This is a genomic window from Xanthomonas sp. WHRI 8932A, from assembly GCF_035012785.1.
Taxonomy (GTDB): domain Bacteria; phylum Pseudomonadota; class Gammaproteobacteria; order Xanthomonadales; family Xanthomonadaceae; genus Xanthomonas.
Genome location: NZ_JAYGQQ010000011.1, coordinates 216047 through 231891, shown reverse-complemented (window position 1 = coordinate 231891; position 15845 = coordinate 216047). Strand labels below are relative to the sequence as shown.

The window sequence follows — 15845 nt, the reverse complement described above, 5'->3', positions numbered from 1 at the left end:
TCTCCTGTGGCTTAACCGGCCGTGCCGGCAAGCGTCTGCTGGAGTTCATCCAGCGACGATTCGATTTGGGTCCAGCGCTTGTCGCGCTTCTTTTCCTTGCCGTCGCTGGCTTCGATCAGCAGCGCGGCCTGTTGCAGCAGCAGTTCGCCCGCGCCGCAACTCGGGCGCGTGCCGCTGTAGCGCACGCCCTCGACCTGGAACGACAGCACCTCGCCCTCGGTCACCGGCGCGGTGCGGCCGCTCGGTGCCAGCTGGGTCAAGGCCGCGGTCCAGTTGCTGACCAGCCGTTTGGCCAACGCCGCCGGAATCGGGATCTCGACCGTTTCCGGCGTCTGCTCGGTGCGGAACTGCACACTGCCGCGATCGCTCTGGCTGACCCAGCTGTAGACGCGCTCGTCGGCGCGGCTATGGCGCAGGGTCCAGTCGGCGCCGTCCTTACCCGGCACCAGCGACACGCCGCTTTCCACGCCACGTGTGGGCAGGGTCAGCAACGACAATGCCGGCTTGTTGCCGCCGTCCAGCAGCGTGCTCACCGCGGTGCCGTAGTTGCCCACGGCCGGTGGCCAGCCGCGCCCCAGCGTGCTGTCGCACTCACGTGCCACCGCGCAGGTCCACGGCAACACGCCGAGCAGGGCGATCGTCAGCAGTGCAGTCCTCACAGCAGGACGCGACGCATGTCGGCCAGCACCTGGCTGAGGTAGGTGGTGAAGCGGGCTGCCAGCGCGCCGTCGATGACGCGGTGGTCGTAGCTCAGCGACAACGGCAGCATCAACGTCGGCACGAACTCCTTGCCGTTCCAGACCGGCTGCATCGCCGACTTGGACACGCCCAGGATCGCCACTTCCGGCGCATTGATGATCGGCGTGAACGCGGTGCCGCCGATGCCGCCGAGCGAGCTGATCGAGAAGCAGCCACCACTCATGTCGGCCGGGCCCAGCTTGCCGTCGCGCGCCTTCTTGGCCAGCTCGCCGCTTTCCTGGGCGATCTGCAGCACGCCCTTCTTGTCGACATCGCGGATCACCGGCACCACCAACCCATTCGGCGTATCGGCGGCAAACCCGATGTTGATGTACTTCTTCAGCGTGAGGTTTTCGCCAGCTGCGTCGAGCGAGGCGTTGAATTCGGGGAACTTCTTCAGCGCCGCGGCGCTGGCCTTGACCAGGAAGGCAAGCATGGTCAGCTTGATGCCGGCCTTCTCGTTTTCCTTGTTCAACGCCACGCGCAGGGCTTCCAGGTCGGTGATGTCGGCCGATTCGAACTGGGTGACGTGCGGAATCATGGCCCAGTTGCGCGCCAGGTTGGCACCGGAAATCTTCTTGATGCGCGACAGCGGCTGGGTTTCGGTCTCGCCGAACTTGCTGAAGTCGACCTTCGGCCAGGCCAGCAGGTTCAGGCCGTTGCCACCACCGGCCGGTGCGGCACCGGCTGCGGCAGGCGCGCCACCGGTGAGCGCGGCCTTGACGAAGCGCTGCACGTCTTCACGGGTGATGCGGCCGCCCTTTTCGCTGCCCTTGAGCTGGTTCAGATCCACGCCCAGCTGGCGTGCGAATACGCGCACCACCGGGCTGGCATAGGCCACCTTGGACGGCAGCACGCTGTCGGCGTCGAAGGTCACCGGCGGGCTGCTCGGGTTGCCGGCCGATGGCTGGCTGCCTTGCGAGGCGTCGCTGGAACGTGCGCCCTGCACCTGCGCAATCTCGCGCTGGGCCAGCTTGTCCGGCTCGGCCGACACCGCGACCGGCTCGACCTTGCCGGCAGTTTCGGCGGTGTCGGTGGTGGGTTTGGCCGGAGACTGCGCCGCACCGGCGCCGCCATCGCTGGCAGCGATGATCGCCACCACATTGCCCTGCGACAGCGTGTCGCCGACCTTGACCTTGAGCTCCTTGACCACGCCGGCGGCCGAGGACGGCACTTCCATCGTGGCCTTGTCCGATTCCAGCGTGACCAGGCTCTGGTCCTTGGCGACGGTATCGCCGACGGCAACCAGCACTTCGATCACCGGGATGTCGGTGTAGTCGCCGATATCGGGCACGCGCGCTTCGACCAGACCGCCTTCGGCGGCAGGTGCAGCCGGCGCGGCCTTGGCAGCAGGTGCCGGTGCAGCAGCGGGCGCAGCCTTGGCCGGAGCAGCAGGAGCAGCGGCGGCAGGCTTGGCCGCAGTGTCAGCGCCGGCATCGGCCACTTCGATCAGCGCCACCAGGGCGCCCTGCGACAGCGAATCGCCGACCTTGACCTTGATCTCTTTGACCACGCCGGACACCGACGAGGGCACTTCCATCGTGGCCTTGTCCGATTCCAGCGTGACTAGGCTCTGGTCCTTCGCGACCGTATCGCCGACCGACACCAGCACCTCGATTACCGGGACGTCGCTGTAGTCACCGATATCGGGGACAAGTGCTTCCTTGATTTCGGCCATACGGGGAACTCCGGCAACAGATGGGGAAACCCCTATTGTGGCCGGCCACGGGCCGCAGCGCCAACCATTGGCGTCGAAAAAATCGCACGGCCCGCAGGATGCAGCGTCCGCGCATGCAGGTGCATGCTTATTTCGAGGCGCGTCGATCCACCTGCAACAGGTGCAGTGGCGCGCCCGAGGGCAAACGATACGCCAGCGCATTGTCCAGCCCATCCAGCGCTTCGACGCGGTCGCACAAGCGCTGCGCACGCGGGCGCAATGCACGTGCCTGCGGCTCGACCAGACGCTCGATGCGCGCTTCCAGCCCATCGAGCGAACGCAGCTGCATATCGTTGCCGGTGAGCCCGGACTGCACCGCACCGGCGATCACATCGCCGATCAACTGCGGCAACACCTCGGCGACCAGCGCGCCGATGTCGTCGTCGATATTCACGGGTGTGAGCTGGCTTTTGCTGAAGCTCTGCTTCAAGCGCAGATCGATCTTTTCGCGCACGCTGGCCAGTTGCGCACGGGTCGCCTCGGGACTGCGACTGAACCCGGCCGCCACTTCGCCGAGCGCGGTGACCGCGATGTCGGCGGCCTCGCGCCCGACCTCCTGCGCCAGCGGCACCACCTCACGGGTCTGCCGCTCGAACTCGATCAGGCGGCTACGGTCGTCTGCACTCAGCGTCACCCAGCGATCGTCGACGAACAACGCGCCCTGGCGCATCACCAGGCGCTGCGGCGTCCCGGCGTTACGAATCAGGATGAGGCTGCGCGGATTGAGCGTGAGGTCGTAATCGCTGCTGACATCGCACTGCATCTCGTCGGCAAGCGCCGCATCTGCTGCAGTGAGCATGCCCAGTGCGAGCGTTGCCGCCATCGTCATTGCATGCCTGATCGTCATCGCGGTGCTCCTTCATGTGCTACCTGCACTGTGCGGCCACGCGCTGCGGGCTGCCTGTGCCGGACGCTGGCATGACTTATGGCGGCAGCTGGCGACGTGCTGGTTGCATGCGCACGCGCTGACGGGCGCGCATTGCGCAGACACGCGTCATCGTCGGCGATTCATTGACGTGCGCCAGAGCCGCATCACCCCAACGCTTCGCGCACCGGTTGCCATGCGGCGCACAACCGCGGCAACGACCAGGCGGCGTTGGCCGGACTGGTGGACGGCAAGGCCAGCAGCGGTACGCTGCGCGCGTCCTGCGACAACACCGGCTGTACATGGCGATGCCAGGCCTGCGCCGCCGCGGCGCCATTGCAGGCCACCATGCGCAGCTGCGGCAAACCTGCCAGCAACGCAGGCAGCGGATTGACCACGACACTGTCTGCGACGATCGCAGCATCCAGGCTGCCGCGACGCGCGCATTGGCCGATCACATCCCATAACCCGACACCCTGTGCGTTCAATGCCTGCATGCGTGCGGCATACATGGCAGCAGCATCAATACCCAAGAGGGCATGCATCACTGGCCAGAACCGATTGCGTGGATGCGCGTAATAGCGGCCCGCCTCCAACGAGGCGATACCTGGCATCGAGCCGAGTACCAAGACACGGCAATCGTTAGGAATGTGCGCTGGCAAGCCGTCACGCACGACGTTTTTCGTCACGGCAATCGCATCTGCGTGAATGTCTTTTTCAGCTTGCATGTCGCAACCACGGCCTTCTTGGGAAAGTTCCTGAACAAACGAAATTTTAGCGAGTCGCAGGTGGGCGTGGATTCAGATTTTCAGGAATAGCTTTGGCGCGGCCCACTCCACGGGCCTAACAAAAATTATGCGAGGAGACCCCCAATGCGTGCCATTTCCATCCTGAGCCTGGCTGCTGTATCCGCACTTGCGATTGCACCGTCCGCGTTCGCGCAGGACACCACCTATACCGGCGATACCTCCTCGACTTCCACCAGCGCCGATAGCGCGTCCGGCAAGCATTGGGCAGTGGTCGGCGGTGTCGCCTTGATCAAGCCGAAGAACGATCCGGCTCCGGGCCTGGACGTCGATGGCGGCCCGGCACCGACGCTGAGCGCCAGCTACTACATCAACGACAACTGGGCTGTTGAAGTGTGGGGCGCTGCCGACAAGTTCAATCACCGCGTCAACGCCGATGGCGTGGGCAAGGTGGGCACCGTCGAGCAGCAGCCGATCGCCATCAGCGGCCAGTACCACTTTGGCCAGGCCGACAATGTGTTCCGTCCGTTCGTGGGCGTGGGCTACTACGAGTCGAACTTCAGCAACGAGAAGATCGATGCGGCGTCGACCACCGGTCAGCACGTTGGCCTGGATACCGCCAAGGGCGTGATCGGCACCGTCGGTGTTGACATGAACATCAACTCCACCTGGTTCGCACGTGCCGACGCCCGCTACATGCGTTCGCGTCCGGAACTGCGTGTCGGCGGCCAGGGTACCGGCAGCGAGCTGGAACTGGATCCGTGGACCGTTGGCTTCGGTGTCGGCGCGCGCTTCTAAGCACGTCGCGACACGTAACGTCTGAGTCGAAAAAACGGGCCGCAAGGCCCGTTTTTTTATGTCCAACATCCACGTGCGCCAGCCTGCATCGACGCATTCGGCATTGCTGGCTGGCGTGCGCGTCGCGCTTCAACGCCAGTAGACGCTGCCGCGCAACCGCGCGGTGCGCCAACGCCACCACAGCAAGGTGGCGTAAGCCAGTGCGTAGCCGAGCAGCACGCCGGCGGCGCCCAACAGGCTGGCGTGGCTGAGCCAGCCATCGACCGGCCACGCCACGCCCTGCCAGGCACTGCGCCAGCCCTGCACCATGCCGGCGATCACCCGCACCACCACCAGCGCCGTCAATGCCAGCACCAGCCAGAGATTGGGTCGATAGAACAACCCTTGGGCGGTGCGCTCGAAGCGGGTCAGGCGCAATGCCAGCACCCCAAGCGCCAGCCCGCAGGCCCAACCGAAGGCGGCATGACTGATCGCACCCGGCCAGAATGCCGCGGCGATCGCGGTAAAAATGACGAACAACACGCTGGACAGCGCCGCCGACGCTAGGTTGATCATCAACAACCAGCCACGTGCCTGACGCCGCGCGGTACCGACACGAAAACGTTGCAGCAGCGATAACGGAAACAGCACCGCGAACACCGCCAGGGCGATGATCACGGCCAGCGGGATGGCAAGAAGCAGGGGCATCGCGTCAATGGCCGAAGAAGATGGCCGACCACGCTACTACGCCTGCGTCAGGCGCGCGTGTTCGGCGCTGCACGCGCAATCGGCCGCGTACGCTTGCACGCCTCTACTTGGCAGCGCGCGGCGTAATGAGTGGCTGGGTGGGCCGTCTGCGCCCGCATCGCACTGCATGGATTCGCAAGCGTCAGACGCCGCATCTCGGCAGCATCGCATGCAGTGCCGAGGGCATCGCTGCGGAGTGGGTGCGGTTGCAGGGAATGCGCAGTCCGCGCCCCGCATCGGCAGTGCGCACGCACGAATGGCTCGAGGAGGGGCGACAACCGTCGCCACAATGCCGAGCTCCGTTTGGAGGCTCGCGCTTTGTCGTTGAGCTCTGTCAAACCGCCAAGGCAGCATCGCATGCGGTGCCGAGGGCATCGCTGCGGAGTGGGTGCGGTTGAAGGGAATGCGCAGTCTGCGCCCCGCATCGGCAGCACGCGCGCACGAATGGCTCAAGGATGGGCGACAACCGTCGCCACAGTGCCGAGCTCCGTTTAGAGGCTCGCGCGTTGTCGTTGAGCTCTGTCAAACCGCGAAGACGGCGTTGTTGCAAACTGTCGGGCACGAATGGACGGGGCGATCAGAGCGTGCAGCTCAGACTTGGGCTCTGCGCATGCTGCATGCCCGACCGGGCCATCGGCCGCGCGTACCCACTGCTGCGCGCGGCCGTTTGGTTGATCGCCCTCAGAACGCGGGCAGTACCGCGCCTTTGTACTTCTGTTCGATAAAGGCCTTCACTTCCGGGCTGGTCAATGCCTTGGCCAGCTTCTGCACGCGCGGGTCGTCCTTGTTGTCTGCGCGCGCCACCAGGAAGTTCACGTACGGCGACTCCTTACTTTCGATCGCCAGCGCGTCGCGGGTGGGATTGAGCCCGGCATCGAGCGCGTAGTTGGTGTTGATCAGGGCCAGATCGACCTGATCCAGCACGCGCGGCAGCATCGCCGAATCGAGCTCGCGGAATTTCAGCTGCTTGGGGTTGTCGACGATGTCGCGCTGGGTGGACAGCGCGTTGCTCGGGTCCTTGAGTTTGATCACCCCGGCCTTGTCGAGCAGGATCAGCGCGCGGCTGTTGTTGCTCGGGTCGTTGGGGATCACCACGTCGGCGCCGCTCGGCAGATCGGCCAGCGCCTTGAAGCGGCGCGAATACGCACCGAACGGCTCGATATGCACGCCGACCACGGTCACCAGCTGGCTCTTGCGGTCGCGGTTGTACGCGTCCAGATAGGGCTCGGTCTGGAAATAATTGACGTCGATCTGCTTCTGCACGACCTGGTCGTTGGGCTGTACGTAATCGTTGAACACGCGCACGTCCAGCTTCACGCCTTGCTTGGCCAGCAGCGGTTCGACCACTTCCAGGATTTCGGCATGCGGCACGGCGGTGGCGGCCACGGTGAGGGTGTCGCCACCGCTGCCGCCATTGCCGCCGCAGGACGCCAATGCCAGCGTGGCTGCAGCAAGAAGGGAACGAAACGCAAATGTGCTCATGAAAGGGTCCGTGGGAGGAGGAATGCGGATGGGCCGCAGGCGTTAAACCTAGCAGACCGCAGGTGCAGCGGCGATGCGGCGGCCCGCACGGCTGTGCCTGCAAGACAAACACCGGGGCGATGCCAGCGCATCCGCCTGCAGCCCGCAGCGGCATGCAGCGTCGCACTCACCGGCCGCGTGCAGCGACGCGACTGGCTCAGCGGCGGCTGTAGCGCGCTACTAAACGGTCGCCCAGCATCTGTAGCAGCTGCACCAGCACCAGCAAGGCGATGACGGTGATCAACGCGACGTCCGCATGCGAGCGCATATAGCCCTCGCGGTAGGCCACATCACCGAGGCCGCCGGAGCCGATCGCCCCGCCCATGGCGGTGAACCCGATCAGCGCGATGGTGGTGACGGTGGCGCCGGCGATCAAGCCAGGGCGCGCTTCTGGCAACAGCACCCACAGCACCAGCTGGCGGGTGGTGGCGCCCATCGCCTGGCTGGCTTCGATAATGCCGCGGTCCACCTCGCGTAATGCGGTCTCCACCAGGCGCGCATAGAACGGCGCGGCGCCCACCACCAGCGGCAGAATCGCGCCGCGCACGCCGAGCGAGGTGCCCATCAACGCCAGGGTGAGCGGAATCATCGCAATCATCAGGATGATGAAGGGCACCGAGCGCAGCAGGTTGATCACCAGCGCCAGCGCGCCGTACAGCACCGGGCGACGGCGCAGCTGCGGGGCGCCGCACAGGAACAGCGCAACCCCCAGCGGCAGGCCGATCAGCAAGGTCAGCGGCAGCGCGCCGGCCAGCATCAGCAAGGTGTCCAGGGTCGCCTGCCCGATGTCGCCCCACTTGGCGGCATCGAGATTGCGGAAGAAGCCGCCAGCGGCGGCGATCGGCAGCAGGTTCATACGCGCAGGTCCTCTACGTGCACGCCGGCGGCGACGAAGCCGGCGCGCGCTGCATTCTGGTCGCCACCGGTCAGGGCGACGATGAGCTGGCCATACGGCGTGTCCTTGATGCGGTCCACGCGCCCGGACAGGATGTTGTAGTCCACCCCGGTCTCGCGGGCGATGCGGCCCAGCACCGGCTCATAGGTGCCGTTACCCAGGAAGGTCAGCCGCACCACACGTCCGCCGACGGCGGCGAAATCGCGGTGCAGCTCGGCCTCGTCCACGTGCTCGGCTTCGGACACGAAGCGCCGCGTGGTGGCATGTTTGGGATGCAGGAAGACTTCGGTGACCGGGCCGGTTTCCACCAGTTTGCCGGCGTCCAGCACTGCCACGCGGTCGCAGACGCGGCGGATCACGTCCATCTCGTGGGTGATCAGCACGATGGTCAGGCCCAGCTCGCGGTTGATCTGCGCCAGCAGCTGCAGCACCGAGGCGGTGGTCTGCGGGTCCAGCGCGCTGGTGGCCTCGTCGCACAGCAGGATCTGCGGGCGGGTGGCCAGCGCACGCGCAATGCCCACGCGCTGCTTCTGGCCGCCGGACAGCTGCGCCGGATACTTGTTGGCGTGCTCCTGCAGACCGACCCGCGCCAGCAGCTCGGCCACCCGTGCATCGATCTCGGCGCGCGCAGTGCCGGCCAGTTCCAGCGGAAAGGCGACATTGCCGGCCACGGTGCGCGAGGACAGCAGATTGAAGTGCTGGAAGATCATGCCGATGCGCCGGCGCAAGCCACGCAGGCCCTGGCTATCCAGCGCGGTGACGTCGTCCTCGCCGATCAGCAATCGCCCACCGCTAGGCTCTTCCAGCCGGTTGATCAGCCGGATCAGCGTGGATTTGCCGGCACCGGAATGGCCGATGATGCCGAACACCTCGCCGGGGCCGATCCGCAGATCGAGCGGGTGCAACGCCACGATCTGGCGACCGTCGACGGAGTAAGACTTGTGCAGGCCCTGAAACTGGATCACCGCGGGTGGCCGATTGGGGGGTCGTGAAGCCTACCAGTCAATGTTTACGGCCGTCATTCCATTCGGTTCTATGGTTCGGGATTGGGGAGTCGCTAAGGCAAGGGCGTTGTGCCCTTGCGAATCCCGAATCCCGAATCCCGACTCCCCAATCCCCACTCACGGCCGTTCAAGCGGCAACGGGCGATCGGTCTGGCGAATCCGCTCCCGGCGCAGCAGATACAGCCCACTGGCGACGATGATGCCGGCGCCGGTCCAGGTCCAGCCGTCGGGCAAGGTCTGCCAAAGCAGCCAGTCCCAGCCGATCACCCAGACCAGGCCGGTGTATTCCAGCGGCGCGATCATCGAGGCCTCGCCGCGCAGGAACGCCTGGGTCAGCGCAATCTGCCCCAGCGCGCCGGCCAGGCCCATGCCGGCGATCAGCCAGCCGTGGCTGGCCCGCAGCGGCACCCAGTCGGGGATGGCCAGCACCCCGGCGCCGATCGCCATGAACAGCAAAAACCACACCACCATGGACTGCGGCGTATCGGTGCGGGTCAGCAGGCTCACCGTGACCGCGGCGATGGCGTAGGCCGTGGCCGCCAGCAGCACCATCAGGCCAGGCAACGAGATCAAGCCGCCCACGCCCGGGCGCAGCACCACGATGACCCCGACCAGGCCGATGCCGATCGCCGTCCAGCGCCGCGGCCCCACGTGCTCGCCCAGCAGCGGCACCGACAAGGCGGCCACCAGCAACGGCGCCACAAAGTAGATGGTGTAGGCGGTGGACAGCGGCATGCGCTTCAGGCCGTAGACGAAGCAGCCGATCATCACCATGCCCAAGGCCCCGCGCAGCAGATGCAGGCCCCAGCGCACCGGCACGATGGCACGCGGCCCGGCAGTGGCGAACACCCACACCAGCACGAACGGCAGCGACGCGGCACCGCGCAACAGCGTCACCTGCAACGGCGGGTACTGCGCAGCCAGCAGCTTCATCGCCGCATCCATCAGCGAGAAGCAGGCCACGGCGGCGACCATCCAGGCGATGGCGGGGAGCGGAGAACGGGTGCTGGGCATGGGCGCATTATCGCCGTCGCAGCGCGCCGACCGCCATGCGTCGATGACGGCCATCGCGGCACGATGGCCTAGAATGGCGGCTGTTTCCAGCCAACAGGAGCTTTGCATGCCTTCCTTCGACGTGGTGTCCGAAGTCGACAAGCACGAACTGACCAATGCGATAGACCAGGCCAACCGTGAACTGGACACGCGTTTCGACTTCAAGGGCGTGGAAGCCAAGTTCGAACTGGAAGATGGCAAGGTCATCAACCAGTCCGCCCCCAGCGACTTCCAGCTCAAGCAGATGACCGACATCCTGCGGGCGCGGCTGTTGGCGCGCAGCATCGATGTGCGCTGCCTGGACTTTGGCGATGTGGAAACCAATCTGGCCGGCGCGCGGCAGAAGGTCACCGTCAAGCAGGGCCTCGAGCAGAAGCAGGCCAAGCAGCTGGTGGCCAAGCTCAAGGAAGCCAAGCTCAAGGTCGAAGCGCAGATCAACGGCGACAAGCTGCGCGTCACCGGCAAGAAGCGCGACGATTTGCAGGACGCGATGGCGCTGCTGAGAAAAGCCGATTTCGAGCAGCCGCTGCAGTTCGACAACTTTCGCGACTGAGCGTGGTTGAGCGATGCCGGTGAGTGCGGTGACCGACGCGCAGTGGGGCAACCGAGGCCTGCGGCATCCCTGCGTGGATCACCATCGCCGCAACGGGCTGCAGGGCTAGCGGCCCCGATGCGCTCGCTGCTCACCCGCCTGTTGCATCGCCTGCACGCCCGGCAGGCAAACGCGTCTGCCGCAGGCGGTGTGCAGGCGACCGAGATCCACGCGCAACCGCAGATCGAAAGCGGCTCGACGCTGCACACCATCGCCGGCCTCGATCCGGTGGCTGCAGCGGCCTTTGCCGACGCCTTTGCGGTGGAGATCGAACACGCCATTGCGCGCTGCACGCTTGGCGCTGCCGACACCAGCCAGGCGCAGGCGCTGGAACAGATCCATTCGTTGAAGAACACCATCTCGTTGACCGGCTCGCAGCAGTTGCTCAAGGCCTGCGATCAGCTACGCGGCGAGGTGGAAAGCGACGCGCTGAGCGACACGCTTGCGCACCGCTTCACCGCCGTGGCCACTGCCGCAGGTCTACTGGTCAAGCGCTACCGGCGCACCCTTCCCATCGACGACGCGGACCCTCATGCGTAGCACTCCCAACCACGCAGCGACCGGCCTGATTCTGGCGGCCAGGCAGTTGCGCAACGACAGACTCGTGCGGCTGTTCGAGTCGTTTCTGGAATACCGCGCCTGCGTTGGCCGCGTGATCGTGCAGACCATGGTGACCCTGTGGTGCCTGGGCTGGCTGTACGGCCCACAGCCGGTGCTGGTCAAGGATGCGCACAACGTCTTCCCCACCGCAGTGACCGTGTGGGTCGTCTCGGTGGCGTGGATGGTGCTGGTGCGGCGCCGGATCATCCCGCCGGGTGAGTGGCTGGATGCGATGGGCTTTGCGATGAGCCTGCTGTTCATCGGCATCCAGACCACGCTGGCCTTCATCCTGTTGATGTCGTTGAACGCGTTTCTGCCGTTCATCACCATCGCTGCGGTGGCGCGCTATGGGCAACGCGCCACCTTGCCGGTGCTACTCAGCACCTTCGTGCTGATGCTGTTGACCGCACCCAGCGGCTACTGGCTGTCGCGGCCGGCGTACTTTGTGTATGCGGTGGCGCTCAGCATGGTTTTGCCGCTGCTGGTGGCGCGCATCGTGCTTGCGATGCAGGAAGTGGCGCTGCAGGCGCTGGCCTCGCGCGATGCGCAAAGCCGCTTCATCAGCACCATGAACCATGAGCTGCGCACGCCGTTGAATGCGGTCATCAATTGCGCGCAGCTGATCGATACCGACGGCATGCCAGCCGAACAGCGCGACCTGATGCAGGCGGTGACGGTCAATGCGACCGCGCTGCGCCATCGCGTCAATGAAGTGCTGGACGTAGCCAGCATCGACGGTGGGCGGCTGCAGCTGCAGAGCAAGCCACTGAGCATGCTGGACGTGCTGACCACCGTCAAAGCGGTCTGCGCGACCGCCGCATCCACCAAGGGCGTGTCGCTGAGCGTGCGCATGGAGGCACCGGAGACGCCCCATGTGCTGGGCGACGAGGGCCGCATCGAGCAGGTCATCAGCAACCTGGTCATCAATGCGATCAAGTTCACCCCGGCCGGTGGCGCGGTCGAGTTGCTGATCGAAGCCACGCAGCTACAGCAGCGCTGGTCGATCGCCGCGACGATCACCGACACCGGCATCGGTGTGCCCGACGACAAGAAGGCCTACATCTTTACGCCGTTCACCCAGCTCAGCACCGGATTCAGCCGTGCCGAGGGCGGCGTCGGACTGGGGTTGTATATCGCCTTGTCGGTGTCCGATGCGATGCACGGCAGCCTGACGGTGAGCGACAACCCCGCCGGTGGCAGCATTTTCCGCTGGATCTTCGAGCTGCCCGTGGCCGCGGCCGACAGCAGCCGCACGCTCGGCCTGCGCGATGCGCTCGCGCACCACGCGCAGACCGTGCCGCCGCTGCATTGCCTGGTCTTCGAGGACATGGACACCAATCGCCTGGTGATCGGCAATTTGCTGACGCGTGCCGGGCATCGGGTGAGCTTCCATGTCGATGGCACCGATGCGGTGCAGCGCATTGCCCAGGCCGCGCCGGATCTGGTGTTTCTCGATCTGCACATGCCCGGCACCTCCGGCTGGGATGCATTGGGCCAGGCCCGCGATGCGATTGCCGCGCTGCCGCCAATCATCGTATTGACCGCCGATACGCGCGCCGATTCGATACGCGAAGCGGCAGCCGCCGGCGTGGCAGGTTATCTATCCAAGCCGATCAACGCCCACGAACTACTCGCACTGCTGGCCCACCATGCACAACAACGACAGCACTGAGTTGAAGCCCGGCAATGCGGCGCGCTGGCATTGGCGCAGCGCTGCCCACACACGTACCGCCGTGGCGCTGCTGTTCCTGCATGGATTTTCTGCAAGCCCGGGCGAGGCCGGCGCGCTGCCCGAACAGATGGCCGATGCGCTGGGTGCCAACGGCTACGTGCACCGCTGGCCCCGCCATGGAGGCAGCGCGCCCGATGCGATGCAGGGGCTGACGACGGCGGCGCTGCAACGCTCTGCGCTGGAGGCGCTGGCGCAGGCGCGGCGGATGGGCGAGCGTGTGGCAATTGTTGGCTCATCAATGGGCGGCACCTTGGCGCTCTGGCTTGCGGCGCAGCATCCCGAGCAGGTTGCGACGGTAGTGGCATGGTCGCCGGGCATCCAGCCGGTCAATGCGGGCTTGCTCGATCGGCTTTGCGACGCCGATGCGCCGATTGCCGACCCGTACCCGCGCAGCGCAGCGGAACTGGCGTATTGGTCGGACACCATCCATCCGGACGGCTTTCGTAGCTTGCGCGGCCTGTTCGACGCACTTGCCGCTGCGCCGCCGTGGCCACAGGTGCGCTGCCCGGTGCTGCTGGGCTATTACCGCGCGGCCAATGGCGACGAAGATCAGATTGCCTCGGTGCCGGCGATGCTGGCCATGTTCGATGCGCTGGGCACGGCTGCCCCGCTCAAGCAGGCGATCGCCTTCGACAGCGGCGCACATGCCATCGGGTCGCCGCACAAGACGCCACTGGCCGAGTACGTCGCCCAGGTGTCGGTGGAGTTCTTGCGCCCGCATGTCGGTGCGCACATTGGCGAGGCGCCGCGCAGCGACGACAGCGACGCACGCTGATTGCGCGTGCGCGGGGCAGCATGGCGCCGGGCAGCATCGGTTGCGTCTGTTGCGTCATCGCTGGTGAATCGGCCCGGGCGGCCGCTTCGGCAGCGATCGCATACACTGGCGCGCCATCACGCCGCCGCCACGATGACCACCACGCCTGCCACGCCCGATCCGCTGACCGCTACCCGCACGTGGATTGAACGCGCGGTGATCGGACTGAACCTGTGTCCGTTCGCCAAGGCGGTGTACGTCAAGGAACAAGTGCGGCTGGTGCTCAGCGATGCCAGTACGCCCGAGGCGCTGCTGGAACAACTGGCCGAAGAACTGGTTCTGCTGCGCGACACGCCGGCCGAGCAGATCGACACCACCCTGATCGTGCATCCGGACGTGCTCACCGACTTCCTGGATTACAACGACTTCCTCGACAATGCCGACGCGGCGGTGGAAGCGCTGGACCTGCAAGGCATCCTGCAGGTGGCCAGCTTCCACCCCGACTATCAATTCGCAGGCGCCGCGCTGGACGATGTGGCCAACTTCACCAACCGCTCGCCCTTCCCGACCTTGCACCTGCTGCGCGAGGACAGCGTGGAGCGTGCGGTGGCGGCGTACCCGGATCCGGACGTGATTGTCGAGCGCAATATCCAGACGCTGGAACGGCTGGGCCGAGCGGGCTGGGAACGCGTGTTGAACGGCGCCCAACACTGAGCCTGCGCCCTGCCGCGCGCCAATGCGTGCAGCAGGGGCCGAACGCCGGCACCGTGCGGCGGCGGCAATCCGTTGAAATGTCCGTGAAAAGCGCGGTCGCGACGCTACCGTAGGCGTCGCCGGTGTTGCTGCAGCACTGACATGGCGCGCGCTACAGTGCCGCACCCTTTCGTTATGCGCGCACGCCATGGCCCTGATTCCCGCTGTTTCCGCATGGAACCCGTCACCGCTGCAGGACCGCGTGGTGGTGATCACCGGTGGCGCGCAAGGGATTGGACGCGGCATTGCGCAGGCCGTGCTCGGTGCCGGCGGCAGCGTGGTGATCGGCGATCTGGACGCCGCTGCCGGAAAGGCCTGTCTGCAGGACTGGGCGCTGCCGCAACGCAGTGCATTCGTGCGTTGCGATGCAGCGCGAGAGACCCAGGCCGCGCGTCTGATCGCCACGGCGTACAAGCGCTTCGGCCGACTCGATGGCCTGGTCAATAACGCCGGCGTACCTGACCCGCACGTTGCGCCGTTGCCGCAGCTGGAATGGGATGACTGGAATCGGCGTCTGGCAAGCCTGCATGGCGCGTTTTTATGCAGCAAACATGCCTTGCCTGCACTGACGCAGGCAGATGGCGGTGGTGCGGTCGTCAATATCGCCTCCACCCGCGCCTGGCAGTCGGAGCCGCATAGCGAAGCCTATGCGGCGGCCAAAGGTGGCCTGGTCGCGTTTACCCATGCATTGGCACTGAGCGAAGGCCCGCAGGTACGCGTCAACAGTATCAGTCCGGGGTGGATCAGCACCGACGCCTGGCGTGCACCGCAACGTCGTCGTGCGCCCAGGCTCTCGCGACGCGACCATGCGCAGCATCCGGCCGGACGTGTGGGCACGCCGGAAGACATCGCGCAGCTGGCGGTGTACCTGCTGTCGCCGCAACTATCCGGGTTTGTCACCGGGCAGGACTTCATCGTCGACGGAGGCATGTCGCGCAAGATGCAGTACGTGTGAGGGCGTGCTGCTGATACGGCTTGCGTGATCCGCTTTGCAGCGCGCTGCTGCGATGCAAACAAGCGCGTGCTTGCCGGTCTATGGTGTTCGTCATGCACGACATCGACGTTGGGATCGGTGAGGCGGAAGCCTGGAGATCGGCGCGCGCGTCGTGCATCTACGTCCGCTGCTGCTGCGCTTTGGGCGTTGTCTATGCGCGGTGTGGTGTGAGTCGGCTGCTCGTGCCCTCACCGCTCCGCGCCCCCGCCCGCGTTTACGACGCGGGCGCTCCGCTCCAAGGTAGGCGCGCCAGTGGCGCGCTAACCGTGCCTTCTCGCACCGGCGGGAGCTGGGCTTTAGTTGTTGCGCACTGATCGCTCGTGCGTGGTGGACTCATCGCCAGCGCGTATTGCTACG

General features: G+C 66.0%; 16 protein-coding genes. 7 read left to right on the top strand and 9 right to left on the bottom strand.

Going from position 1 to position 15845, the window contains the following annotated elements:
* Positions 1–11 precede the first annotated feature (11 nt).
* The 4 genes from VC212_RS18760 to VC212_RS18745 all read right to left on the bottom strand — a co-directional run bounded on the left by VC212_RS18760 (position 12) and on the right by VC212_RS18745 (position 4048).
* Entirely contained in the window at positions 12–659 is a 648-nt protein-coding gene (locus VC212_RS18760; protein ID WP_323514999.1) for a hypothetical protein, read from the bottom strand.
* The gene (locus VC212_RS18755) at positions 656–2416 is read right to left on the bottom strand and encodes a dihydrolipoyllysine-residue acetyltransferase (RefSeq protein ID WP_115554648.1); all 1761 of its coding nucleotides are present in this window, start codon (positions 2414–2416) and stop codon (positions 656–658) included. Before VC212_RS18755 ends, VC212_RS18760 begins: the two co-directional genes overlap by 4 nt.
* 127 nt (positions 2417–2543) lie before the next feature.
* On the bottom strand, positions 2544–3302 hold the full coding sequence (locus VC212_RS18750; protein ID WP_323515000.1) for a DUF2884 family protein: 759 nt from the start codon (positions 3300–3302) through the stop codon (positions 2544–2546).
* A 185-nt stretch (positions 3303–3487) separates the two neighbouring features.
* Complete coding sequence (locus tag VC212_RS18745; protein WP_115554650.1) at positions 3488–4048, bottom strand: DNA-deoxyinosine glycosylase; 561 nt, start codon at positions 4046–4048, stop codon at positions 3488–3490.
* Between the two features lie 144 nt (positions 4049–4192).
* Between VC212_RS18745 and VC212_RS18740 the strand changes: the two genes are divergently transcribed.
* Entirely contained in the window at positions 4193–4864 is a 672-nt protein-coding gene (locus VC212_RS18740) for an OmpW family outer membrane protein (RefSeq protein ID WP_115513954.1), read from the top strand.
* 129 nt (positions 4865–4993) lie between these two features.
* Here VC212_RS18740 and VC212_RS18735 read toward each other — a convergent pair whose 3' ends face one another.
* From VC212_RS18735 to VC212_RS18715, 5 genes are all read right to left on the bottom strand, one after another.
* Positions 4994–5551, bottom strand: a complete 558-nt coding sequence (locus VC212_RS18735; protein WP_115554651.1) for a DUF1453 domain-containing protein — start codon at positions 5549–5551, stop codon at positions 4994–4996.
* Positions 5552–6271: 720 nt separating this feature from the next.
* Positions 6272–7072: a MetQ/NlpA family ABC transporter substrate-binding protein gene (locus tag VC212_RS18730; RefSeq protein WP_055847969.1), complete on the bottom strand. Its 801-nt coding sequence runs from the start codon at positions 7070–7072 to the stop codon at positions 6272–6274.
* 196 nt (positions 7073–7268) lie between these two features.
* Positions 7269–7961 (bottom strand): methionine ABC transporter permease, encoded by a 693-nt coding sequence (locus tag VC212_RS18725; RefSeq protein ID WP_193552510.1) that lies wholly within the window; start codon positions 7959–7961, stop codon positions 7269–7271.
* A gap of 2 nt (positions 7962–7963) precedes the next feature.
* Positions 7964–8971, bottom strand: a complete 1008-nt coding sequence (locus VC212_RS18720) for a methionine ABC transporter ATP-binding protein (protein WP_115513957.1) — start codon at positions 8969–8971, stop codon at positions 7964–7966.
* A gap of 156 nt (positions 8972–9127) precedes the next feature.
* Positions 9128–10024 carry a DMT family transporter gene (locus VC212_RS18715; protein WP_115555130.1) on the bottom strand — a complete coding sequence of 299 codons (897 nt, stop codon included), beginning with the start codon at positions 10022–10024 and terminating at the stop codon, positions 9128–9130.
* Between the two features lie 106 nt (positions 10025–10130).
* On the opposite strand from VC212_RS18715, the gene VC212_RS18710 reads away from it, so the two are divergent.
* The 6 genes from VC212_RS18710 to VC212_RS18685 all read left to right on the top strand — a co-directional run bounded on the left by VC212_RS18710 (position 10131) and on the right by VC212_RS18685 (position 15449).
* Positions 10131–10616, top strand: a complete 486-nt coding sequence (locus VC212_RS18710) for a YajQ family cyclic di-GMP-binding protein (protein ID WP_055847960.1) — start codon at positions 10131–10133, stop codon at positions 10614–10616.
* A 117-nt stretch (positions 10617–10733) separates the two neighbouring features.
* Positions 10734–11195 (top strand): hypothetical protein, encoded by a 462-nt coding sequence (locus VC212_RS18705; RefSeq protein ID WP_323515001.1) that lies wholly within the window; start codon positions 10734–10736, stop codon positions 11193–11195.
* Positions 11188–12927, top strand: a complete 1740-nt coding sequence (locus VC212_RS18700; RefSeq protein WP_323515002.1) for an ATP-binding protein — start codon at positions 11188–11190, stop codon at positions 12925–12927. The genes VC212_RS18705 and VC212_RS18700 overlap by 8 nt, the downstream gene beginning before the upstream one ends.
* Positions 12905–13762, top strand: a complete 858-nt coding sequence (locus VC212_RS18695; RefSeq protein WP_323515003.1) for an alpha/beta fold hydrolase — start codon at positions 12905–12907, stop codon at positions 13760–13762. The genes VC212_RS18700 and VC212_RS18695 overlap by 23 nt, the downstream gene beginning before the upstream one ends.
* Before the next feature lie 132 nt (positions 13763–13894).
* Positions 13895–14455: a DUF1415 domain-containing protein gene (locus VC212_RS18690; RefSeq protein ID WP_055847951.1), complete on the top strand. Its 561-nt coding sequence runs from the start codon at positions 13895–13897 to the stop codon at positions 14453–14455.
* 187 nt (positions 14456–14642) lie between these two features.
* Complete coding sequence (locus VC212_RS18685; RefSeq protein ID WP_323515005.1) at positions 14643–15449, top strand: SDR family oxidoreductase; 807 nt, start codon at positions 14643–14645, stop codon at positions 15447–15449.
* The last annotated feature ends 396 nt before the right edge of the window (positions 15450–15845 follow it).